At 36.1% G+C, this 22046-nt stretch carries 24 protein-coding genes; 21 read left to right on the top strand and 3 right to left on the bottom strand.

Annotated elements, in window-relative coordinates; all coding sequences use genetic code 11:
- The first annotated feature begins 98 nt into the window (after positions 1–98).
- The 3 genes from CR194_RS04970 (at position 99) to CR194_RS04980 (ending at position 3821) form a co-directional block, all read left to right on the top strand.
- Positions 99–1118 carry a helix-turn-helix transcriptional regulator gene (locus CR194_RS04970; protein WP_110608510.1) on the top strand — a complete coding sequence of 340 codons (1020 nt, stop codon included), beginning with the start codon at positions 99–101 and terminating at the stop codon, positions 1116–1118.
- 77 nt (positions 1119–1195) lie between these two features.
- Positions 1196–2179: a DUF1643 domain-containing protein gene (locus tag CR194_RS04975; protein WP_110608511.1), complete on the top strand. Its 984-nt coding sequence runs from the start codon at positions 1196–1198 to the stop codon at positions 2177–2179.
- A 316-nt stretch (positions 2180–2495) separates the two neighbouring features.
- Entirely contained in the window at positions 2496–3821 is a 1326-nt protein-coding gene (locus tag CR194_RS04980; RefSeq protein WP_110608512.1) for a hypothetical protein, read from the top strand.
- A 200-nt stretch (positions 3822–4021) separates the two neighbouring features.
- Here CR194_RS04980 and CR194_RS04985 read toward each other — a convergent pair whose 3' ends face one another.
- Positions 4022–4375 carry a hypothetical protein gene (locus tag CR194_RS04985; RefSeq protein WP_199228120.1) on the bottom strand — a complete coding sequence of 118 codons (354 nt, stop codon included), beginning with the start codon at positions 4373–4375 and terminating at the stop codon, positions 4022–4024.
- A gap of 219 nt (positions 4376–4594) precedes the next feature.
- Here CR194_RS04985 and CR194_RS04990 point away from each other — a divergent pair, with 219 nt between their 5' ends.
- Positions 4595–4993: an endonuclease NucS domain-containing protein gene (locus tag CR194_RS04990; protein WP_110608513.1), complete on the top strand. Its 399-nt coding sequence runs from the start codon at positions 4595–4597 to the stop codon at positions 4991–4993.
- A 200-nt stretch (positions 4994–5193) separates the two neighbouring features.
- Here CR194_RS04990 and CR194_RS04995 read toward each other — a convergent pair whose 3' ends face one another.
- The gene (locus tag CR194_RS04995; protein ID WP_110608514.1) at positions 5194–6714 is read right to left on the bottom strand and encodes an SAP domain-containing protein; all 1521 of its coding nucleotides are present in this window, start codon (positions 6712–6714) and stop codon (positions 5194–5196) included.
- Between the two features lie 335 nt (positions 6715–7049).
- On the opposite strand from CR194_RS04995, the gene CR194_RS05000 reads away from it, so the two are divergent.
- Positions 7050–8453, top strand: a complete 1404-nt coding sequence (locus CR194_RS05000; protein ID WP_110608515.1) for a GIY-YIG nuclease family protein — start codon at positions 7050–7052, stop codon at positions 8451–8453.
- Positions 8454–8634: 181 nt separating this feature from the next.
- On the opposite strand, the gene CR194_RS05005 is transcribed toward CR194_RS05000, so the two are convergent.
- Positions 8635–9153 (bottom strand): sigma-70 family RNA polymerase sigma factor, encoded by a 519-nt coding sequence (locus tag CR194_RS05005; protein WP_110608516.1) that lies wholly within the window; start codon positions 9151–9153, stop codon positions 8635–8637.
- A 586-nt stretch (positions 9154–9739) separates the two neighbouring features.
- On the opposite strand from CR194_RS05005, the gene CR194_RS05010 reads away from it, so the two are divergent.
- The 16 genes from CR194_RS05010 (at position 9740) to CR194_RS05085 (ending at position 21596) form a co-directional block, all read left to right on the top strand.
- Positions 9740–10597 (top strand): conserved phage C-terminal domain-containing protein, encoded by an 858-nt coding sequence (locus tag CR194_RS05010; RefSeq protein ID WP_233254229.1) that lies wholly within the window; start codon positions 9740–9742, stop codon positions 10595–10597.
- A gap of 3 nt (positions 10598–10600) precedes the next feature.
- Positions 10601–10882 carry a hypothetical protein gene (locus CR194_RS05015; RefSeq protein ID WP_110608517.1) on the top strand — a complete coding sequence of 94 codons (282 nt, stop codon included), beginning with the start codon at positions 10601–10603 and terminating at the stop codon, positions 10880–10882.
- Entirely contained in the window at positions 10860–12164 is a 1305-nt protein-coding gene (gene dnaB / locus CR194_RS05020) for a replicative DNA helicase (RefSeq protein WP_158282170.1), read from the top strand. Before CR194_RS05015 ends, dnaB begins: the two co-directional genes overlap by 23 nt.
- Before the next feature lie 21 nt (positions 12165–12185).
- Complete coding sequence (locus tag CR194_RS05025) at positions 12186–12452, top strand: hypothetical protein (RefSeq protein ID WP_110608519.1); 267 nt, start codon at positions 12186–12188, stop codon at positions 12450–12452.
- A 356-nt stretch (positions 12453–12808) separates the two neighbouring features.
- Positions 12809–13006: an ASCH domain-containing protein gene (locus tag CR194_RS20825; RefSeq protein WP_408640726.1), complete on the top strand. Its 198-nt coding sequence runs from the start codon at positions 12809–12811 to the stop codon at positions 13004–13006.
- 3 nt (positions 13007–13009) lie between these two features.
- Positions 13010–13162, top strand: coding sequence for a hypothetical protein (locus CR194_RS20830; RefSeq protein WP_408640727.1), 153 nt, complete (start codon positions 13010–13012; stop codon positions 13160–13162).
- Positions 13163–13361: 199 nt separating this feature from the next.
- Entirely contained in the window at positions 13362–13490 is a 129-nt protein-coding gene (locus CR194_RS20660; RefSeq protein WP_269845694.1) for a hypothetical protein, read from the top strand.
- A gap of 80 nt (positions 13491–13570) precedes the next feature.
- On the top strand, positions 13571–14512 hold the full coding sequence (locus tag CR194_RS05035) for an AAA family ATPase (RefSeq protein WP_110608520.1): 942 nt from the start codon (positions 13571–13573) through the stop codon (positions 14510–14512).
- Positions 14505–15650 carry a DUF58 domain-containing protein gene (locus tag CR194_RS05040; protein ID WP_110608521.1) on the top strand — a complete coding sequence of 382 codons (1146 nt, stop codon included), beginning with the start codon at positions 14505–14507 and terminating at the stop codon, positions 15648–15650. The genes CR194_RS05035 and CR194_RS05040 overlap by 8 nt, the downstream gene beginning before the upstream one ends.
- A 14-nt stretch (positions 15651–15664) precedes the next feature.
- Positions 15665–16666, top strand: a complete 1002-nt coding sequence (locus CR194_RS05045) for a DUF4129 domain-containing protein (RefSeq protein ID WP_110608522.1) — start codon at positions 15665–15667, stop codon at positions 16664–16666.
- A gap of 287 nt (positions 16667–16953) precedes the next feature.
- Complete coding sequence (locus CR194_RS05050) at positions 16954–17133, top strand: hypothetical protein (protein ID WP_110608523.1); 180 nt, start codon at positions 16954–16956, stop codon at positions 17131–17133.
- A 242-nt stretch (positions 17134–17375) separates the two neighbouring features.
- Positions 17376–18053, top strand: a complete 678-nt coding sequence (locus CR194_RS05055; RefSeq protein ID WP_110608524.1) for a Type 1 glutamine amidotransferase-like domain-containing protein — start codon at positions 17376–17378, stop codon at positions 18051–18053.
- Between the two features lie 663 nt (positions 18054–18716).
- Positions 18717–19139, top strand: a complete 423-nt coding sequence (fosM, locus tag CR194_RS05065) for a FosM family fosfomycin resistance protein (protein ID WP_110608526.1) — start codon at positions 18717–18719, stop codon at positions 19137–19139.
- Between the two features lie 682 nt (positions 19140–19821).
- Entirely contained in the window at positions 19822–20295 is a 474-nt protein-coding gene (locus CR194_RS05075; RefSeq protein WP_199228138.1) for a pyridoxamine 5'-phosphate oxidase family protein, read from the top strand.
- Between the two features lie 326 nt (positions 20296–20621).
- Complete coding sequence (locus CR194_RS05080) at positions 20622–20984, top strand: cupin domain-containing protein (RefSeq protein WP_110608528.1); 363 nt, start codon at positions 20622–20624, stop codon at positions 20982–20984.
- 87 nt (positions 20985–21071) lie between these two features.
- Positions 21072–21596: a GrpB family protein gene (locus CR194_RS05085; RefSeq protein ID WP_110608529.1), complete on the top strand. Its 525-nt coding sequence runs from the start codon at positions 21072–21074 to the stop codon at positions 21594–21596.
- Positions 21597–22046 lie beyond the last annotated feature (450 nt).

The following is a 22046-nucleotide window of genomic DNA, read 5'->3' on the forward strand; positions in this document are numbered from 1 at the left end:
AACCTACCAGAATTTTCACCAGGGTTCCATGCTAAAAAAGGAATTTCTTCCATTTGAAGCGAATCTATTAAACTTGAACAGAAAAAGGGGGGAACGCCATGCCAATGAACAACCGAAAAAGATTGTTGATGGTCATGAATGTTTTACGAACAGAAACAGACGGAGACCATCCTTTAACGATGAGCGAATTGAAAAGAATAATAGAAGACGCATCGGGCGAAGGTTTAGGAGCCACCGCATTACGGGACGACTTGAAATTTCTAGAACAATCAGATGACTTTCCAGTAGATACATACCTCGAAACGAACGGACTACCTAAGCAATATTTTTATGACAGTCGCCTGTTCAACTTAAACGAACTAAGACTCCTCATCGATGCCGTCACCTCGGCCCGGTTCATAACCAAAAACGAAACAAGCAGCATGATCGACAAACTCCACCAGCTCACAAGCACTCACCAGTCCGACCAATTGACCAATCACTTGAAAGTCGACGACCTCGTGAAAAGCGACAACCAGCATATCAAATACTACATCTTCCACATTCACCAAGCCATTTCAGCCAGCAAAGCCATCACATTTCAGTATGGACGATACAACACTGCGAAGAAATTTGTCCTAAGCCGCGACGGCACTCCATACACGATAAATCCGTATGAACTCATTTGGAACAACGATTACTACTACCTTCTCGGCAAAAATCCAGGTTCAGGTAACCTACGTCATTTCCGCGTCGATCGAATGAAGAACGTCCGTCCATCTGATGAAACATTTTTCCGCGATCCTTCATTTGATGCTACTGACTACCTAGGGAAGTTATTCCATATGTATAGCGGCAAAGACGAGATTATCGAAATCGTGTTTGATAACCACCTAATCAACGTAATCATCGATCGCTTCGGCACAAACGTTCATGTGACAGCCTACAATGAGACGTCATTTTTGCTGAAAACTAGAGCTACGGTCAGTGAAGGCCTGCTCCGTTGGGTATTAACTTGGGGATCAGACGCAAAGGTATTAAAACCTAACTCATTGGTTGAAAAAATGCAGTCAGAAGCGGAAAAAATGAGGGCTCTATACTTTGAGGAATCGGGAGTCAACATGGACCCCTTTCAATAATATGGAAGGTCCTAGACCCATGTTGACTTATACTTTGGTTATCAAGTATTAAATCACTATAGAGGAGGAATGAAGAAATGCCAAATGGAAAAAACGAAGGAATCTTTAACCCGTATGAAGTGATAGGGAAGTTTTATCAATACGAAGACAATGGGCACGTCTTCGTATGCCGCAGCGAAGCAAGAATCAAGAGAAGGAACACAAAGGCTCCACTAGAAGCCATATTTGTGCTAACAAACCCGGGCAGTTGCGAAACGAGAGGCAAATCTAGTTCATTTCCGGATTTAGATTCGGCACCTTTCCAATCAGCCAAGTCCGATCCAACCCAAAAACAAATAGCACAAGTCATGTACAAAACAGGATTGAATCATATTGCCATATTAAATATATCCGACCTTAAGAGCGGTAAAATGGACGTGTTCAAGCAGCGATTAAAAGAAGCAGAAGAGTTCCCAGCATTTCATCACTCGATTTTCTCTCCTCCAAGAAGGGATGAATTAAATAAGTTGTTAAAGGAAAACCAAGGACCCGTGATTTTGGGTTGGGGAACAGATAACGTAATCAAAAAACATGCGAATCAAGCAATCGACTATTTAGTTGAGCTATACATTCAACCGATCGGATATAAACATGTAAATCATCCTTATTACTATCATCCTCTCCGGCCTATTCATGACTTACAGAGTGAATGGCGAGAAGAAATAATCGCTCAAATTAATAATTACCCAAACGATGGAACAAGAATTGTTAAGCCTGAACCTGAACCTGAACCTGAACTTGTTATTAAAGGCGAAATGGAATTTACAGACTACCTATTAATCAGACATAAAATTATTAAAGGTCAAAGACAAATAAAAGAAAAATCAGCCGGCCAATATAATAACAGATTAAAAAACCTGCAAAAGAAAAATATTTACAATGGAGAATTGCAGATAGATCAAGAGATGAAAGATCAAATCAATCGGTATTATAAAGACTCTAAAAATATGTATCCTAAGGCAATAAAGTACCATATTGAATACTTAAATTATTTAAGTAATGAGAAAGAACAGATTATGTAATAGATGTTTCATTTTAATTGTTCTCCAACATAAAGTTTCAACCTAACCATTTAATTTGCACAGTTTATAAAATAGATTTATGCAGCTTACGAACAGTTGTGGCAATGTTAGCAAAGAATTAATTAATTTAATGTTGCAGAAAACGAATCATACACGGTTTTACTTCGTGGGTAATGATGTAGCTAGTTAGATATTAAGCTATTCATCACTTTCTAAAATAAAGTGAATCTATCTTATGGTAAAATGGTGTAGTATTATATTGGATTTTTCTGAACTAGAAAAGTGTCGGAAATTCACTAAAAAGGGGTTTTGGTAAATGCAGGGGGATTTTATTAATATAACTCTTTTCTTCGTAGGAACATTGATGGTAGTTTTAATAACTATTAAAATTATAGCAAGAGTTAATAGCTATAATAGAACATTGAAGCAAGATAGATTAGAGAAAACAATTAGGGGAGAAAATAATAATGAAAGTCATGAGGAAGTAAATGCTCTCACTGATATCCCTTCAGAGCTACCTTGGGAAGTAAAAGGTATAGATAGTTTTGAAATAAAGAAATATGAACGACAGCAACTAGTACCTCTGAATAGAAATATAAAGGATAATATTAATAATCTTGTCAAACTAACTCCATCAGCTGCAGATATTGTAAAAACGGATAAGAAGGTGATCATAAAATTTAGTAAAGAGATTGTTGAAAAAATGAAGTCAGGTGAATTAACTTTGATGAAAACAAAGGGAGCAACAAATGAACTAAGAGCATTGGCAGTTGATCATAAAAATAAAATCCGTGGTCATGGCTCAATAACGGTAAAGAATATGAAAAAACTTAACCCCGCTCAATTAGCTAATGTTGCTCTTGGAGTAATGACTATTATTTCGGCACAAGAACATTTAGAAAAAATAAACCAAAGGTTAAATGTTATTGATAATAAGGTTAAGACACTATTGAGATACAACAGAAACGATAAACTTGGAAGAATTCAAGGTGCTGTTCGATATTTAAAAACTATACTTCCTGAATTGCAAAAGGAAGATATAACTATTAACCATGCATACTTTGCTAAAATGGAGGATATTTATCTAGTTTGTTACCAAGAGTTACAATCTATTTTTATAGAACAACCGACTATTATTAACAACATTAAAAATGTTAAAGAAGTACTTAAGTATGATTTAGATAGTGTTGTAACTGAGATTGAAACTATAGCTACCACATTTGAAAAAGATCTATCCCTTTGCTTTGGAAACATAGAATTGATGGTCATTTGTTTGAATATGAGAACCTATATTGAAGGAACTGATGAGGTAAATTTAATAAGGCTCGATGATATTGAAAATGATTATAAGAAAACGATTAATCACTTAGACGAGTTTAATAGAATAACAAAAGAAAAACAAATGAAGCTTGATGGGAAATTTAGATTTGAAAGTGCAGTAACTGAACGTAAAGCAAAATTGGAAGAAAAGATCACCTACCTTAATAAAAAAATTACCAAAAATATCATAGATATGGATGAACAACTAATCCAACTAAAACAAAGAAAAAATGCAGATTTAAAGGCACCGATTGACCTACAAGTAGAATACGATGAAACGGGTGAAATTACAGCTTTGTATAAGTTGAATAAGGCCAATTAATAAGGAATGTTTAATATTATGGTGCCTGTCCCCAGTGCTTTAAAGCACTTGGGACAGGCCACTTTTTAATTGATGGTAAAAATGAAATCACGGATCATCGTGTTTGTTCACTTAAAGTCTTCTTTGATAGAGAGGGAAGAGGAAAGAAGTAACTTCGTGAAACAAAAGATGAAGTGATGATCCACTTCATCTTATATGATTTATCTAATGATTCTCCCATCATTAATGGCAGCTTCCGATATGGTGTCAGCAGATCCTCCAGGTAACTCTTCTCTTTTTTCCGACTTCGCAAGATAATTCGCTATTAAAAATATCGTTCCTATGATGGTAAAGAGGATGGCTAAAGTGAAATAGGCGGTAGCTAAGTTGGCATTTATTATGTAGTTATAAGCATCGCCCCCTACATAAGCATTTGTAGAACCACCAAAAAAACTATCACTGTTTTCGTAAACAAATAATTTATGGAACCCCACTCCTGAAAAAACAGCGGCAATGATGTAGCTAATCACGGCTAATATAAACTTCACTCCAAATTCTTTCGACTCAGCTTCCAAGCTAATCCCCCTCACATGTTTTGAGTTTAATTTATGGATATGCATGTTATTCAAATTGATAACTGAATGAGTAAATATTCGTTGAGAATGTTCCAACGAAGTCCTTGACGAATTGATAAAAATTCAGTTCCGATTTTTTTCAATCCGTCTCCCCATTTTTACTTGTTTGAGTGTACTTAATAGATGAAAGGCTTTTGAACTGAGAGGGGATGAGCAAGAATGAAAGAAGCAGACTTAGTAAATGCACTGATCGTAAACTCGGATTTAATTGAACCAGGATTATCGTTTAAAGAGAAGGAAGTCAATTTAGATGGGAAAAGATGTGATTTGCTTTTTGTAGATAATAATGGAAAGGACTTGTATGTGGAAGTCAAGAAGCATGCAGACTTACACGGAGCGGGTCAGTTGGTGTTATACAATGGGTTAGTCAGTAATAGGTCGGCACGGTTCATGCTAGTAGCCTTGTCGATCGCGGACAAGTTAGTTCAAGGGCTTCACAGAGGGGGCTATGAATATGTTGAAGTGAAGGATGAGGATATCTATTATAGCTTTTTCTCTAGTTCCATGAAAGAAGCAGCTGAAAGGGTGATCCGTGCGAATGAAAAAGTTAAGAGTTGAGTGATTGTTGATATAACCTATAATAACAAGGAGCTCCAAGCAAAGTTGGAGTTCCTTTAACGACTTTTGATTTTAAAATTTTCAGCTAAAGTAGAAACTAATAGAGCCCCCTCGGTCACGTTGATCGAGGGGGTTCATTATTTGAAATGCTTAGACTTTACTAAAATAATATAAAAGAAGGTGTGACACCATCATAGTTTTTATTCAATAGCCCAATTCATTCTATCAACAATTGTATTTCTAGTAAGCTCACCAGTTAAATTGAAAACTTGCAAACTAAATTTTGGATCTTTCTTATTGGAATAACCCTTCCAATTTTCCGCAATAAACTTAAGGTTTTCAGCAGAAATGAGGGCAATATCTGTATCCGTTTCGGTAAAAGCTTTTAGTCGTTGTGCTTGTGATATAGACTCAGGAGAGATTTTTGAAGTGATAATTAGGAATAGAGTTACTCTATTATCATTCGCACGTATATAACCTAAAAATTGTTCGAAATGATCATTAGGGAAGGAGTAAGTTCCTTCGATACTTTTATTGTCCCAGAGAAGAGACTCTTTCGTGTTAAATTTAATTTTTCCGTCACAATGTTTTGATCCAGGCATTTCCACTAAAGGCAGACCCAATTTTGTTTCAAAAATATATCTAGTTGCCTCTTCAAAATACTTTTCCGTATCTAAGTCTTTCTCAATAACTTTATTCACCCTTAAAGGTTTATAATTACGAGCTGCTAAATCTTCAATATAATCATAATATAACGATCTATTATCGGTGGGGTCAGAGATAACCTTAGAGGATAAGTTTTCGTAGTAATCTATGATATTGCTAATTTTTTCATTTTTGGTTCCACTTACTCGAGCACCATCTAGGTTTCTAAGGAAATCTTTTAAATCGTTATTGGCTAAAGTGTCCAAAACAATAGAAGGTAAGATATTATGCTTTAAAATTCTTTGGATAAGTGTTTCTTTCGTTCCGCTCGAGTTTATATTTAATGAGTTTAAAATATGTTTTAACTGAACCTTTGAAAAATCATTTAATAATTGTTCATAAGTTTCATTTCTTAACTCCCCACCAAGTTCGTACCTGAGAATTCTAGCTATTTCAGAAGGTATAATATAATAAACTTCATCAGACTTAAATCGTAAAATTAATCCTCTTGACTGAAGGTTTTTTAGAGAATTTTCAATTTGCCTATGGCTATGTAATTTGTTCCCTTTTTGAGGGAAGCGACCTATATGGCTTTCAATTAAGTAGTGGTCTCTTTTCGTTAAATTAAGTTCCTGCCTTAGTACTGTAAGAATATTTACTTCATGAGAATTCAACGTTTCATCTTTTTTCCATGCTGTTGCAAGAACAGAACTGTAAATTCTGTAGTAGTCTTCAGGTATGGTGTTTTTTAAATATTCTTCGTCTTTACTTTCAGTAATAATTTGATTCTCTAATTCCTCAACGTTCTTCAACAACTCAGATTCTTTTAATAGGTAGCCCTCATTTTCCATTAATGACATTAGTATCATTTCATTTAATAATGAGATATCTCTTTTTTCTTCTAAGAAATTCAGGTTTCTTTTAACACGATCCTTATTTTGGAATTCTTCAATGTTTTTAATGATGACTTCCCGCATTTCTTCCTCGTCTGTCATTTTTACATCCTTTAGAAAACTGTCCAACGTGCGACTCAAATACATTTTACTCATTTTAGGTATAATGTCCTGTAATTTCACTATATCAGCTCCTCAACAATTTAAGTTAAACAATACTCTAGTTCAGTTCTGGAAGTAATAAAGAAGGTAAGTATACTCTCAAAAAAGGAAATTATTGTAGTATTATCTACTATGCTAATATAAATTGTACTATAATACTATGAACCTTTTCAAAAAAATCGATAATTCAGACATATTATTTGTAAAGGAATAACTTTTATCTATCTCACTATCCAATAATTTAATTAACCTTTTATATGATACAATCTTACTAGATAATGTAATTTTAATTTAAAGACTATAATAATTTATCATGAATACAAGGAATGTAATTTTAAGGAGAAGGGGACTAGAAAATGCTAAATGAAATCAAAAATTTCTTTAATATCAGTAAACGATTGAAAGAAAAAGAGGCGAAACTTTTAGATACTGAGTTAAAACTAGAAAATAAAGAGAAAATTATTACTGACACAATTACCGAGGCGAAGCAGTCTGTACAGACAGAACTTGCAGAACTTGAATCTCGAAAAAATAAACTTGGAGAAGAAGTTAATACGGCAGAACAATTGTTAGCTGGACATCAAAAAGAAATTGTTAAGATGGAAAAACAAGCTAAAAAATTCAAAAGTGAATGTTTAGGGATTAAGCAACTAGTTGAGAAGTTTCCAAATGCGGTGAACTTCCAAGAAATCGAAAAAGAAGTTCGTGTCCTCGAGGAATCATTAGGAGACGGTGTACTAAATACTTTAGTTGAATTAAATTTGCACTATAATGACTCAAAACTATTACGTAAAGAGATGACTTCTAACAACCGAGAGATCCAAAAACTATTAAAATCCTATGAATCTAGATATACAACAAAAGCTAACAGAACGATCTATCATTTAATGGTTATTGGACTTAAAGCAGAATTGCAAAATATCTTACATAAACTCAAATACACAAATCTGGATAAATCATTGGAAGAAGCAAAAGCTCTTATTGATAAGTATTTGACCATCTGTGGAGATGGGAATGCTCAAATTTTACCTACCATTACAAGATTTTTATCAGAATTAGATCCTCTATTTCAAAATGCCATTCAAATTGAATATAAGCATTATATCCAAAAGGAATTAGAGAAAGAAGAGCAACGACAAATAAAAGAACAAATGAGACAAGAGGCTGAAGAACGTAAAAAGTTATTAGAAGAGAAGAAAAAAATTGAGCAAGAAGAGGAGAAGTACCTTCAAGAAATTGAAAAAAATAAGGTGCTTTTGTCTTCTGAAACCGACCCTATTAAGTTAGAAGCTCTTAATGCAAGAGTAGAAGAATTAAACCAACAAATAATTAAATTAGAAGAAGATAAAGAGGAAATTGTTAAACGGGCAAACGGAAGAGCAGGTTATGTGTATGTGATATCTAATCTAGGTTCTTTTGGGGAAAATGTATTTAAAGTTGGCATGACAAGACGACTAAACCCGTTAGATAGAATCGATGAATTAGGAAATGCCTCTGTTCCATTTAAATTCGACATTCATGCAATGGTCTTCAGTGATAACGCTGTCGACCTTGAGCAAAAAATTCATGAGCGCCTTACACCTAATCGAATAAATAAAATAAATTTGAGAAAAGAATTCTTTTCATCTGACATTAATAATTTGCAGGCTATTGTTCAGGATATCGACTCAACGGTAGAATTTACTACTACACTAGCGGCAGAAGAGTATAGACAATCTCTTAGTATCGAACAAGAAGAACAGAAGAGCAAAACTGCTTAATTTATTCATCAAGTCTCCATAACGGTAAATGAAGAATACCCCCACCCATAACCAAAAAATGAAAGGGAGCGACTGTTAATACAGTTGCTTCCTTTCTATTTTTTACAACCACAGTGCAACCGTAGGGACGGTTCTCGCGGTTCAGGAGACCACCTGACCACAAGAACCGTCCCCCCGGTCACTACACAAACTCCACCATTCTTTCCCTTAATTTTTTCAAAGCCTCTTTTCGCCACGATCTCACGGTAGATATAGCAACGCCGTGTCTGTCGGCAATTTCTCCAAGTTTTAGTCCATCTATGAGGGCGCCGTTTATCCAATCCTGTTCTCTTGGGGTTAACCTTGAGCGAGCAATCAAATCGCGTAGAATAAAGAGGTCTTCCTCGTTTAGAACGACAGCCGGGTTCGTTTCACTTAAAATGATTGGTTCCGTAGACACATGCCTCGTTTGCCAGCGATTCTTTCGTTCCAAAGTCAATTGGAAACGACCATAAATATAACTCTTTGCATAAGCCGCAAAAGCGCCTCGATCACCGTCATAGTTTGTCCAAGCGTCATACAACGCAATGCGTCCTGTTTGAATAAACTCATCCTTATCACCAGCCAACTTCCATTTTCGAATAAGGCCATAAATCATGGGCATGAACTGTTCACAGATTTGCTCAAATTCCTCTTCTTGATTGATTTCAAGTTGTTCCAAGGGACTTCTCCTGCTTGGAAGCGCGCTTCCGCTTATTCCGCGGTACCCTCAGTTTAGAGCGCGCATGAGAAAGCTACGAATGACGAAACGGCTCTTTTCATCTAGCGAAGCGACAGAATCGATTAATGGGAAATGTCTCATTTCATCGGTCAAATGAACAGGTTGCTATGATTTTAAAAAAATGATTGAAAAATAGCTCCTGGAGATCATGAAATTAGAGGAAATCACCATGATTGGACCGAATCGCTCATCAAGATTCCTCTGCTTTTTTTAAAAACAACACTTCCTGAACTAAATTAGAAATTCGAATCCTTCCACCATGCCTTTCTATGAACCAACCCAATCCTTTCAAACACTCACCACGCTTCATTCCAACTGTTCACGATGAAAAAGCAATACCAGAGATTACTACAGAGATTACTTCAGAGAATACATACAAAGGTCTTAGGCATGCTCATCGAAATTCGCACAAACCCTTGCGTCTCTGAAAATAATTTCTAAAATCTTTTCAAAATAGCTCCCCCTTTTTTCCTTTTTGTATGTACTTATTTGATGAACAGCGATGATAAAAGGTGGAGGGATTCCCATGAGAGGATTTAAACGATCAGTCATTAAAGAAGAGTTATTGATGTTAACAGGAGATTATAAATTGGCTATTATACTTAACCAAATGATTTACTGGTCCCAATGTGTTAAAGATTTCGATGTCTTTATTTCGGAAGAGAAAAAGCGAAACGAAGAATCACAGTTGGAACTCACCCATGGCTGGTTCTACAAAACAGCCAGTGAATTGGCAGGAGACACGATGACGAACATGGCTCCATCGTCCATTCGTCGCTACTTAGCGAAACTGATCAATGCGGGATGGATAGATCAACGGTCCAATCCAAAAATAAAGTGGGATCGGACAAAGCAATACAGAGTCAATCTTATTCAGATTCAGAAAGACCTCAACCAAATCGGCTTGTATTTAGAAGGATATAAAGTGGAGATTCCCTTAGAAGTAGATCCAGCAGAAGACGATCAGGATCTCATCCAACATGAAGCAAATGAAGTGTCCAACGAGGAACTGCCTTTTTCAGACGAAGAAAGGACTTATGAAGATGAACCAACAGAAGAATCGACAGAAGACAGCCCTAAGGAGCCATCATCCATCCCATATGCCGAGATCATCACTTATTTGAATGAACAGACAGATAAGAATTTCAAACCCTCAGTTAGAAAAACACAAGAAAAGATTCGAGCAAGATGGCAAGAGAAGCACCGTCTCCAAGACTTTCAAAAAGTCATCGATACGAAGACCGCCCAGTGGATAAACGATCCGAGCATGAACAAATTTCTGCGACCGGAAACGCTGTTTGGGACGAAGTTTGAAGCGTATTTAAATGAAGGGGACACCTCGAAAGAATCGGCGTTTGATCTATATGTAAAGGGGTTGGAATGACCCATGACATTGAAAGAGACAGCCCAGTTATTGCAGGAAATCAACCGCTTTTTTCCGGGAAAAATCACGTTGCAACCTGAGACAGTCGAGGCATGGCATCGCCTCATGAAAACGCAGTCGTATAGAGAGGTGATCGAGCGTCTTGATCGTCACGTCGCTTGCAGTAAGTTTCCGCCTCTCGTCATCGATTTATATGAACAGCCGAGACCGGAGAGAAATAAACAGGTGCTTGGACAAATTGACGAGTGGGAGGCGAACGCCAGTGGCGGACCAATACAATCTTGAAGCAGAAAAAATGCTCCTCGGCTGTCTGTTACTTGATCCATCCCTTGTTCGAGAGGTCATCGTTGAGCCGAAGCAACTCTCTGGCGGCCACGATCGGTTACTAGAAGCCATGATCACTCTTACCAATAGTGAGGAAGACATCAATCGAGCGACACTATTAGAACAGCTCGGTTCGTCGTTCATGAATCAACTGAACATTGGCGAGATGATGGGAGCGGTCCCCTCCGTGCACGCTTACAAAAACTATGAGCAAATTATTCTCCGCACAGGGAGGAAAAGAGAACTCCGCCAAGCAGCTACTACCTTTCTTCATTCCAACGTGACCGATGAGCAAACGGTGAACCGATTTCTCAGTAGTGTGAGGAACATTGAAGCCAGTGGAGGCCGTGATGACGAGTTCAAAATCAAAGACATCCTCACAGAGATGTATCAACAAGCTTTGGACGGCACGGTCAAAAGAGGGCTTCCGACTACTTTCAGTCAATACGACCGACTAACGAACGGTCACAGTGAAGGGCAGTTTATCATCGTTGCCGCAAGACCCTCTGTAGGAAAAACCGCCTTTGCCCTGAATGTAGCCATGGGTCACATGAAAGGGAAAGCCTTCGGACACTTGTATTCCCTTGAAATGAGTAAAGAGCAGTTTCTCAATCGGATGATCTCGGCCAAGAGTAGAATCAATTCTCAGAAATTACGGGATCCCCAAACACGGTTCGATGTCAATGATTGGAACTCGTACTCGGAAGCGATCCATGAACTAAACAAGGAAAACTTGTACATTTGTGACCGTTCATCAGTGAAAATCGCCGACATTTATGCGAATACAAGAAAATTGATCCGCAAGCACCCAGACATGCCGCACTTCATCATCATCGACTATTTGCAGCTCCTAAAGTCAGCTGCAAACAAGCAGAATCGTCAAGAAGAAGTAAGCGAAATCTCAAGGTCATTGAAATCATTGGCCCGTGAACTAAGGGTCCCTGTCATCGCCTTGTCCCAGTTATCACGAGGCGTCGAATCACGCTCAGATAAACGTCCCAATCTATCAGACTTAAGAGAATCGGGAAGCCTTGAACAAGACGCCGATGTCGTCGCTTTTCTTTACCGCGACGACTATTATAACCGAAACGAGGTATCAGACAACACCATTGAAATCATCATCGCCAAGCAGCGCGAAGGCCCTGTCGGCACCGTCGAACTTGGCTATGAAAAAGAATATAACTTGTTCGTGAACCGAGAAGAATCAAACGGAACTACGGAACAAATGGCAAACGGGAACTAACGATGGAAGGAGGGAGCCAAAATGAGCTTCAGAACCATTAAAGACGTCTATCAAGAAGCCATCATCGAAGATTTTAAAAGTCTGATCTATTTCATTGAATGGCTCGTATACGAACAAAAAGCCGCGACAATGGAACACGACCATAGAAACATTGATTATCTTTTAAATAAATACGGACCTAGGTTAAATCCATATATCGGAGCTTATAAAGCCAAAGTAGAAGGGCAGGTCGTTCCAGAGACTCTTGGGAAAATCGAGGGGGAAGGGAACAACAGGGAACGAGGATAGCGAAAGTCTTTGGGCTGAAGGTGAATCTTTTAATGCTATAAGGATTTTGATAGATCTTATTATTAACTGTTTCGGCTCCACCAATTCAAAAAAGGTTACCTTATCATAACGGGTTCGGTTTTCGGAGAGAAAATTGAAAATAGCAATCTCATTCGCCGACTAAATCGCTATGGTTTTAGTCGGCTTCTACATGGTTGCTAATCATAATGTGAATTTACTTGTAGAATAATGAAAAAAAGGTTTTTGTCATTATATGTTAAAATTAGCTTGAGGAAAGTAATGAGTTTGTGAAGAAGTATACTTAAAGGATTGGGGAGAATTGTTTAAGAAAAAATAGACAATTAGGAGTTGAGAAAATGGAACACAGTATGGGACTTTATGAAACACCTTTTAATTCAATTAAGTCAGGAAAAAAGAAAGTGGAAGTAAGATTGAATGATGAGAAGAGGAGAAAAATAAGTGTAGGAGATACTATAAATTTCACTAAAATTCCAAGTAGCGATGAAACATTAACAGTTGAGGTTATTGAATTAAGGGAGTTTCCAACATTCTAAGAAATGTATGAAAGCATTCCTGCAAGTGATTTTGATGCTGTTGGTGGTTCAATTGAAGAAATGGTAGAACGAACTTATAGAATATATACTCCAGAGAAAGAAAAGGAATGGGGTACATTAGCAATTACAATTCAATTATTAGTTAAGGCTTTTTAAAGTAACGGGTGGCATTTCTTTAATATGGAGTGCTTTTTTCTTATCAAATAAAAGGAAATATATGTTAAGATTAAACTAGAGGATAGTTGTTTTTATCTTCAATTATAATGAGGTTAGTCTCTATTTATATAAATATATCAAATTAATTGAATAAATTACATAAATTTACTATAATTGGTTAAGATGGGAGGTGTTATTGATGAAAAAAGTATTTTTCTCTTTATTATTAGTAGGAATGCTAGTTTCACCAGCTTCAATAGGAGCTTCTGGAGAGGAGGTATATCCACAGTGTGGTATGGCCCCTCAATTTTGTCAGATTATGTATTAATCATTTAACCTAGTAAAATAGCGAAGGGAAGAGGAAATAGTACTTTAAAACTATTTCCTCTTTTTCAGAAAGGAGAAGTTATGACTGCGAAAGAATTTATGGATGCATGTAAAGGAGAAATCAGTAAAAACCTTATTGGGAAAGATACTGCGATTGAGTGGATGTGCATCGCGCTTCTAGCAAAGGGGCACGTTTTAATTGATGATATTCCTGGCACAGGGAAATCTGAATTGGCCAAATCCTTTGCAAAAACAATCAGTGGTTCATTAGGAAGAATACAAGGAACACCAGATGTGATGCCTAGCGACGTGACAGGGTTTCACTATTTTGATCAAACGAAACAAACGTTTATTTTTCGAGAAGGCCCTGTTTTTCATTCACTTGTATTAATGGATGAGATAAATCGTGCCACACCAAAAACACAGGCGAGCTTGTTTGAAGCCATGCAAGAAAGACAAGTAACCGTCGACGGGGAGCGATTTGCTCTTCCTACTCCCTTTATGGTCATGGCTACTCAAAATCCTACTGATTTGCAACAGGGGACCTATATATTGCCCCATGCTCAACTAGATCGGTTTTCAATAAAAATGCCAATGGAACGTTTGTCATATGAAGAAGAACTTCAGTTAATTAGAAGATTTCAAGGGGAAGACTATAAAGAAATTAACGCAGTAATTGACCTCGAACGAATCAGACAGTTGCAAACTAACGTTTCTACCGTCACGCTAAGTGAAGATGTTGAAAAATACTTGCTTGAGATCAGTCAAGAAACAAGGAAACATGAAAGTATAGAAGTAGGAGTTAGTCCAAGAGCAACACTTAATTTAATGAAGATAGCCCAAGCTCGTGCACTTGTCCATGAAAGATTGTTTGTGACACCAGATGATATTTATCAAATGGCGCCCCTTGTTTATACTCATCGACTCATCTTGAAGATAGACGTGCACATGCGTCAATCGCCAGAAGAGGTCATGAATGATGTTCTTTCTAGGGTAAAGGTGCCAGTGGAAAACCATGGTTAAATTATATAAGCAATTCGAGGAAAAAGAAACCAAACCATTCGTTACATTCGTGATTGTTCTTTGTGTTTTGCTTCTTACAATGTTTATTCTTATGGATGAACTCATTTTAACGATTGTCACTCTTACTTTGATCGTCACAATCATGACGTCTTATTGGATTCTTACATATACTGCATCAAAAATTGAGGCTAGCCTTCATTTAAGGCAATCTAGGTTATATCCAGGTGAGGAAACAGATTTAGAGCTCTCACTGATAAATCGAAGTCTCTTTCCGTTATTTTCTGCGACTGTTCAACTAGACTGGCCCTATGAAAAAGAAGCGCTAGGTGTCGTAAAGGAAGGCAATATTGAACAGACACTTCCTCATCTTTTCCAGCAAGGGTATTCGGTACGCCAAAGAGAGAAAATCGTACATAAAGAAAAACTCAGAGCGAAAAAGCGTGGGGTAGTGCAACTGCATCAAGTTCATCTAAAGGTTTCAGATTGGTTAGGACTATTTGCCTTTCGAGTGGAGATGAAACCTGAACTACCTATCACGGTGATCATCTATCCTACTTTTACTAACGGTTATAATCTAAATAAATCTTTACGAACCATTGAAGGGGAGAGTAAGAAAAAGGGAGAGAACACAGAAGATATAATGGGAGTTCGCCCTTATCAGTGGGGCGACCGACTTCGTAATATCGATTGGAAAAGTTTAGCTAAACATCAGCAACTTATGACAAGAGAATATGCCGATCCTTTGTATTTTAAGGCTACTGTCATTTTATCTTTACACGAAGGGGAGGATGAAAATCGGTGGAGTGAGAAACCTGAGGAAGTGATCAGAAAAGCTGCGAATGTTTGCTATGCACTGAGTACTTCTCATCAGTCCTTTGAGGTTTATATCAATGACAGGTCCGGTAGAAATTCGACAGGAATCTATCTACCACCAGGACAGGGGAGAGCTCAATTGCAACGGGTCCTTCATGTGTTAGCCTATTTGAAAATAGGATCTCCCTTGTATCCAGTTTCGTATATCCTTCATGGGCTCTCTCAAAAAAGAGATCCAATGTCGTACGTAATCTATGTTGGCGATCGGTCAGGCTCAGGGACCCAATTACTTTCTCGCTTGGGAAATAGGGATATTGTTGGCTAAAAGGAGGGGAAAGCTTGAGACTTAAACGATTATTTATCCTTGATTTATGTCTTGTATTATTTTGGTTCATGTTGATTTATATGACATGGAAAACCTTACCGGCTTTTCTTGCCTCTAGTTTAATCATTACAGGTATGATCGTTTGGTCTTATAAAAGGCGAGTGATGGAGGGCTTAACAAACGACTTGGTAAACTGGATTTTTCTTTTAGGATCAACATTTATCCTCATGATATTTGTTCCCTCCCATTGGCCCATCCTCGGATTCCTTATGTATGGTCTAGGGTTCTTTCTACTCAGCCGAAGATATCAAACAGAACCATTAAGAAACTCACTTTTCCTTTCAATAAGTAGTTTAGTTACAGCGAGTTTTTTCGGTGTTTTATTCATTTATAGTCTAGTCCAATCCATGATTATCACAGGAAGAGGAATATCTGGAACGATTGAATCATTGTTATCGCTCGTAAGCTATCCGATTTTTCAACTGATTTATTGGATAATGAACATGGTCGCAGCTGATTCTGAAGCGTTGCCAAGGAACGTTGTTATAAACGGCGATCCCAACTCATTTAATCTACTTGGCACTCGAGCCGAAACGAATATCCTTGTTTTTTACGGAGTGATGTTACTAATAGGCATTGCTATATTTGTTTATATCATCGTTAGAACAAATCGAAAAGAAATAGGGAAAGATGAGTCCACTATCACTAATCAACCTTATAAATCTGAGAAGTTAACAGACTATACTCCTGAAAAAATAGTGCGATCATTTTCTTCAAATGCCTATCGAAGAACCTATCGACGCCTTGAGAGAAAGCTGGCACGAAAAGGATATGAACGCCCTGACCATATCCCAATAAGAGAATGGGCGAAATCAATGCCTAAGATCCATGACGAGTTAACGTTATTTTTAAGTATTTATGAAAAATCACGCTACCATGGAAAAAAGATTGAAAAAGTCGATCATCAACAATTCCGAGATTCGTACCACTCTATTCTAAAAAAACTGTTGGAATAAGTGTGATTAAAAATAGAAGAAGGGGCTGTGAGGTTTAAGTAGTTTCGTTTGGTAGAAGAGAAACTTGCTAATTACTATGTCAATGGCTCTGTGATTTGCTATGTTTATTTTTATATACTAAATATTTAATTGTGATTTTATGTAAAAATAAATATAGTATGTGAATGATTGTACTTAAAGTAACGGGCAGCAATAATTGAGGAAGCGAAGAAATAATAAAAGTGAGTATTTTTAGTATTATGACAGTTCCAATTGCAACGTGAAAATTTTTAAATAGGAGGAACATAATGATGGAGATGTATAGTTTAGTAGGGGGTATTATTTTCCTTATACCGTTAATTATTGCAATCCTGCTCATTAAATGGCTGTTCAATATAAAGCAGAATTCAGATGAGCAGATAAGGCAGAATAAAGAAATTATCTCAATGCTGCGGGCGAAGGAGAACAGGGAAACATCTGAAAAATAGAATAAGAAGTAATTTAGAAATATTTTGAAAAAATAGTTGAAGAAATTAAGAATGATATAAACAGGTAGCGATATGATGTTTTTTTGAAATTGTGAAATGGTGTACTTAAAGTAACGGGGAGCGTTAGTAAAATTACGAGTTGCAGTATCGCAGCTCTTTTTTTGTACCTATAAAATGGAAAATGATGTTAAGCTAAAGGGGGGAAGAGTTGAATAAGGTGAGTTCATATAGGAGGAGTTTTTATGGGTAAATTAATTCTTGCTGGAGGTGGGGATGAGAAACAAACCTTATTAATTGATAAAGAGTTTGCAAATCTAATCAACAAGGAAAAACCTTTGTTATACATCCCCATTGCAATGGATACGAATACTATTCCATATGATTCATGCTTCAATTGGATAAACAGTGTTTTTAATCCACTTGGAATTGAAAATATTACGATGTGGACCGAAAGCGAGCTGAATAATAAGAGGGTTGAAGATTTAAAGACATTTTCAGCTGTATATATAGGTGGTGGCAATACATTCAGCCTTTTAAATGATTTCAATAAAACACTTTTCACTAATATATTAAATGACTATCTATTAAAAGATGGAATTATATACGGCGGAAGTGCAGGGGCGATTATCTTTGGAGAAGATATAATGACTTGTTCTCATATGGATTCTAACAATGTTGCCTTAAAAGAATTTAATGGTTTAGGTCTTGTAGAGAATTATGCCATATGGTGTCACTACAAAGTCGATAACGATGAATTAATTAGTAATTATGTTCTTCAATATAAAAATCCAGTTATCTCATTGCCAGAAGAAACAGCATTATTTATAGATGATGGAATTATAAAAGTAATTGGAACCAAGCCAGCTTATTTGTTTGATGAAAAAATTAAGAAAGTAATTCAACCAGAAGCGTTAGTTTAAGTACCGTACCGTCTGTTATGGCGGTATTGGGGAGATTACTGCAACAGAGAATTGGAGGTTTTGAATGTTTAAACATGTATTAGCAATCTTATTTGTTAGTTGTATTTTTGGAATAATAAGCTATGATACCTATGTTATGAAGACTGAACCAACGTTATTTCATGCTACTTCATCTATAACCTTCGTCATTTTATGGGTTCTATATGGGGTTTCTATGGGGAAGAAAAAGACTCAAAATTTCATCTCATTCATAACAATATATTGGATAACCAGTGCTTCTATATTGTTGTTTGGGTACTTTACATTTATAGCACCGTTATTCTATTCTGCTAGTTTTATTTTCACAATATCGATTTATGGTGCTATTAGGTACTATTTTGACACCTCACCTTCTCTGAGTTTAGGTATTATAAGTGCACTTATCCTATATGTGTCTTGTACGGTTGGCTATTTATTGGGATTGATATGGACCCAAAGGCAAATAACTTCCTAAACTAACGGGAGCGTTTCTTTAATAAGAGACGCTATTTTTTCGTCCAATTAAAAGGGAAATAATGTTAAGCTTAAACCAATACAGCTTATTTAAGTATTGGGGAGTTTACTTGAAGAAGGGTTTCTGTCAGGGTCGGATTAAAGGGTACTATTTTATTGGGGTGATACACAGTGTCGATAAAAGGACTTAATCATTTTTTATTTTCAGTTTCTGATTTAGAAAATTCTATCCAGTTTTATAAAAATGTATTTGATGCTAAATTGTTAGTTAAAGGTAGAAGCACTGCCTACTTTGATATAGATGGAATGTGGCTTGCTCTCAATGTAGAGAAAGATATACCTCGTAATGAAATAACCCAATCATACACGCATATTGCTTTTTCAATCGAAGAAGAAGATTTTGATAAAATATACGATAAACTAAAAAGTTTGAATGTAAACATCTTATCGGGTCGTTCAAGAGATGAAAGAGATAAAAAATCAATTTATTTTACGGACCCAGACGGTCATAAATTTGAATTTCATTCAGGTACATTACAAGATAGATTGGATTACTATAAACAAGAGAAAACACATATGGAGTTTTTCGATTAAGGACAAACGGAGTGCGATAGCACAAAAAGCTGCCTCTGCTCTTGTTCCAGTGAAGGGTAGTATACTTGAATAGCTAAAATTGAATTACTGTAAGATAATCACTGAATTTTAAAACTAAATTACGGGGAGGAATTAAAGTGGTATCCATCAAACGAAACCCACTAACTTTAAAGGGACTATTAATATGATATATAGAGCTAAGCCGCAATATTTGATTCTAATCCATGTACCACTTGTTATTTTTCTTATATCAACAACAAGTTCAAATGTATTACTTTATTTTTTGTATACTTTTTTATTATTTATCACTGTTTCCGTATTTCTTAATTATGAATTTAGGATTGAAAATGAGAAGTTTTTTTTCAAAGTATTGTTTTTCACCATTCCTATATATAATCAAACCGTTAGTCATAAGGAAATAAAGTATATAAAATTTAAATGTTTTGGTTGGGTTAAAGGTGCAAAAGTAAAAGTGAAAGGGAAATTAAGTCTCCGATTATCTCGCTTTCAATCCAATGAGCTATTCTCAGACTTAAATAATTTTGCAAAAGAGTACAACATTCTAACGGTGAAAACAATAGACTTTAAGGATTTGTGAATAATTGTTCTTAAAGTAACGGGGAGCAATCGTTGAAGAATGAAGGATATCATTAAAAGCTAATTAGCTACTCAGGAGGTTATGATGAAAATTATTAGGGATACAGGTAGAAGTTTTGATTTAGAAAATTTTCTTTCTATGTCATTAGTAGCTCATTTATCAACGGTCGCAGAAGATTCGCCAAGAGATTCACCCGTTTGGTTTTATTGGCGAGAAAAAATTATTTGGATAATAGGTACAGCTTCAGATACATTTCCAGATAGAATAAGGAAAAATTCAAAATGCGCTATTGGAATAGTAGATTTCAACCAGCATACTGGTCTTTTTTTACATGCAGGATTTAGAGGGACAGCAACTGTTAAGCCTTTTGACGAGATAATAGCTAATCAGTTACTTTCTCGTTATTTGGGAACTGTAATCGAAAAATGGGACCCACGTTTTAAAGATTTAGATGATAGTAATGTTTTAATATGCTTTACACCCGAAACAGTAGTAGTTCGTGACCAATCATATGTCCTTCCTAAAAGTGGCGAAAAGTGCGATTGTTCAAAAGAATAGTCGCTTATTGTGCTAACGGGGAGCAATCGTTGAAGATCCTAGAAGCTGCATATGCTTGCTTTTTTAATTACATAAGAAATGGGGAATGATTTTAAACTGTAGAAGTAGATTCTTAAATAAATCATGCATACAAAAAAGGCAGAGATAAACAATTTGTTTGTCTCTGCCTTTTTTCTTAGTTATATTATAGCATAATTTTACATGAAATTTCAGGCTGTTATTATAAGATTCTAAATATTACCATAAGGGAGTGACTTGGTATATGAAGGAGTTTAGTAATACAAGAGTTCGTAAAAACAATAGTCTATTGCAAGGAGGATTATAATATGCAACTTTATAGGTTCGATAATGAAATTGGAAAAAAAGTCACTCATTTTAATTCTCATTTTATAATGTCTCGAATTACAAAAACGGAATCAGCTGCTCAAATTAGTTGCATGTATTTAGAGCCTGACGGAGTTATTGGCTTTCATAAAACGGTAGTTCCTCAATTACTTATTATTGTTACTGGTGAAGGCTGGGTACGGAATGATGATATGTCAGAAATAAGTGTTAAAGCAGGTGATGCTGTCTATTGGGAGGAAGGTGAAGGACACGAAACTTTCACTAATTCAGGGCTTACTGCAATAGTAGTAGAATCAGAAGAACTAAATCCATCTGATTTCATGCCTCAGAAAGAGTTGAACTAAATTCACATTTCCAGGAACGGGAGCATTACTAAACCAGAGCAGTACACTTTTGTTTCAGAATAGAATGTTATTAGGGAAGGGGCTTGAATGTTAGGAGTAAATAAAGGAGAAGTCAAGTTGGTAACTCATTCGTCAAACTGGAAAGAACTATTTGCCGAAGAGAAAGAAATGTTACAATCCATCATTGGAGAAAACATAAAAGGTATTCAACATTTTGGAAGTACAGCTATTGAAGGCATTAACGCTAAACCTATTATCGACATACTCGTTGGAGTGGAGTCTATAGATAAAGTTGAGAAATTCGATAAAGAGAGATTAAAAGAAAATGGATATTACCATTTATCGAAAGTGCGTCTTGAAGGAAAAGTAGTTTTTGCTAAATTCTCTAACTTAGAAAACCTAACTAAGACACATATCATGCACATAGTTGAACATAACGGAACATGGTGGAAAGAGCATACTTTTTTTAGAGATTATCTAAATGATAATCCCAATAAAGCAAGAGAATATGAAGCATTAAAAAAGAGTTTGGCATTAAAATATCCTAAGGATGAACGTACCTACACCGATGAAAAGAAGAAGTTTGTTGATGATATACTAGGTAGATTATAAACTTTCTTCTTCAACAAACGAAGAGCAATAGTGGAATATACTGTTGCTCCTGTTGTGGTGCTAAAGGGGAGATTAATACAACAAGAGTTCCCCGAGCATATGGAGTTGGAAAATTGAACTCAAGCGAAAAAAGTACCACATTATTTTTAATTCTCGTTGGAATATTATTTGTGTTTTCTATCCTATCAATCGTGTTTTCTTTCGATAGTCTTATAAAAGACATCGTTTACTCTGTGGGGTTTTTCATTGCAATCATTTTAAGAATATATTATAGAAAACAAGCAAAACAAGAACGTGAACAAAATATAGAATAGGATTGAAATACTCAACTAACGGAAGCATTTCTTTAAAAAGGGATGCTCTTTTTTTATCCAATTAAAAGGAAATAAATGTTAAGATAAATTAAAAGATGAATGTTCTTCAAGTATTGGGGAGGATTGTTGAAGAAGG

The sequence above is a fragment of the Salipaludibacillus keqinensis genome, assembly GCF_003226325.1.
GTDB lineage: Bacteria > Bacillota > Bacilli > Bacillales > Salisediminibacteriaceae > Salipaludibacillus > Salipaludibacillus keqinensis.

What these genes read in the sequence shown, in the direction of transcription:
- CR194_RS05080 (WP_110608528.1), top strand. Translation starts at nt 20,622, where the DNA reads ATGCAACTTTATAGGTTCGATAATGAAATTGGAAAAAAAGTCACTCAT.
- CR194_RS20660 (WP_269845694.1), top strand. Translation starts at nt 13,362, where the DNA reads ATGAAAAAAGTATTTTTCTCTTTATTATTAGTAGGAATGCTAGTTTCA.
- CR194_RS05025 (WP_110608519.1), top strand. Translation starts at nt 12,186, where the DNA reads ATGAGCTTCAGAACCATTAAAGACGTCTATCAAGAAGCCATCATCGAA.
- CR194_RS05040 (WP_110608521.1), top strand. Translation starts at nt 14,505, where the DNA reads ATGGTTAAATTATATAAGCAATTCGAGGAAAAAGAAACCAAACCATTC.
- CR194_RS20825 (WP_408640726.1), top strand. Translation starts at nt 12,809, where the DNA reads ATGGAACACAGTATGGGACTTTATGAAACACCTTTTAATTCAATTAAG.
- CR194_RS04980 (WP_110608512.1), top strand. Translation starts at nt 2,496, where the DNA reads ATGCAGGGGGATTTTATTAATATAACTCTTTTCTTCGTAGGAACATTG.
- CR194_RS05010 (WP_233254229.1), top strand. Translation starts at nt 9,740, where the DNA reads ATGAGAGGATTTAAACGATCAGTCATTAAAGAAGAGTTATTGATGTTA.
- CR194_RS05035 (WP_110608520.1), top strand. Translation starts at nt 13,571, where the DNA reads ATGACTGCGAAAGAATTTATGGATGCATGTAAAGGAGAAATCAGTAAA.
- CR194_RS05085 (WP_110608529.1), top strand. Translation starts at nt 21,072, where the DNA reads ATGTTAGGAGTAAATAAAGGAGAAGTCAAGTTGGTAACTCATTCGTCA.
- CR194_RS05075 (WP_199228138.1), top strand. Translation starts at nt 19,822, where the DNA reads ATGAAAATTATTAGGGATACAGGTAGAAGTTTTGATTTAGAAAATTTT.
- CR194_RS05055 (WP_110608524.1), top strand. Translation starts at nt 17,376, where the DNA reads ATGGGTAAATTAATTCTTGCTGGAGGTGGGGATGAGAAACAAACCTTA.
- CR194_RS05000 (WP_110608515.1), top strand. Translation starts at nt 7,050, where the DNA reads ATGCTAAATGAAATCAAAAATTTCTTTAATATCAGTAAACGATTGAAA.
- CR194_RS04990 (WP_110608513.1), top strand. Translation starts at nt 4,595, where the DNA reads ATGAAAGAAGCAGACTTAGTAAATGCACTGATCGTAAACTCGGATTTA.
- CR194_RS05050 (WP_110608523.1), top strand. Translation starts at nt 16,954, where the DNA reads ATGATGGAGATGTATAGTTTAGTAGGGGGTATTATTTTCCTTATACCG.
- CR194_RS05015 (WP_110608517.1), top strand. Translation starts at nt 10,601, where the DNA reads ATGACATTGAAAGAGACAGCCCAGTTATTGCAGGAAATCAACCGCTTT.
- CR194_RS04975 (WP_110608511.1), top strand. Translation starts at nt 1,196, where the DNA reads ATGCCAAATGGAAAAAACGAAGGAATCTTTAACCCGTATGAAGTGATA.
- CR194_RS20830 (WP_408640727.1), top strand. Translation starts at nt 13,010, where the DNA reads ATGTATGAAAGCATTCCTGCAAGTGATTTTGATGCTGTTGGTGGTTCA.
- CR194_RS04970 (WP_110608510.1), top strand. Translation starts at nt 99, where the DNA reads ATGCCAATGAACAACCGAAAAAGATTGTTGATGGTCATGAATGTTTTA.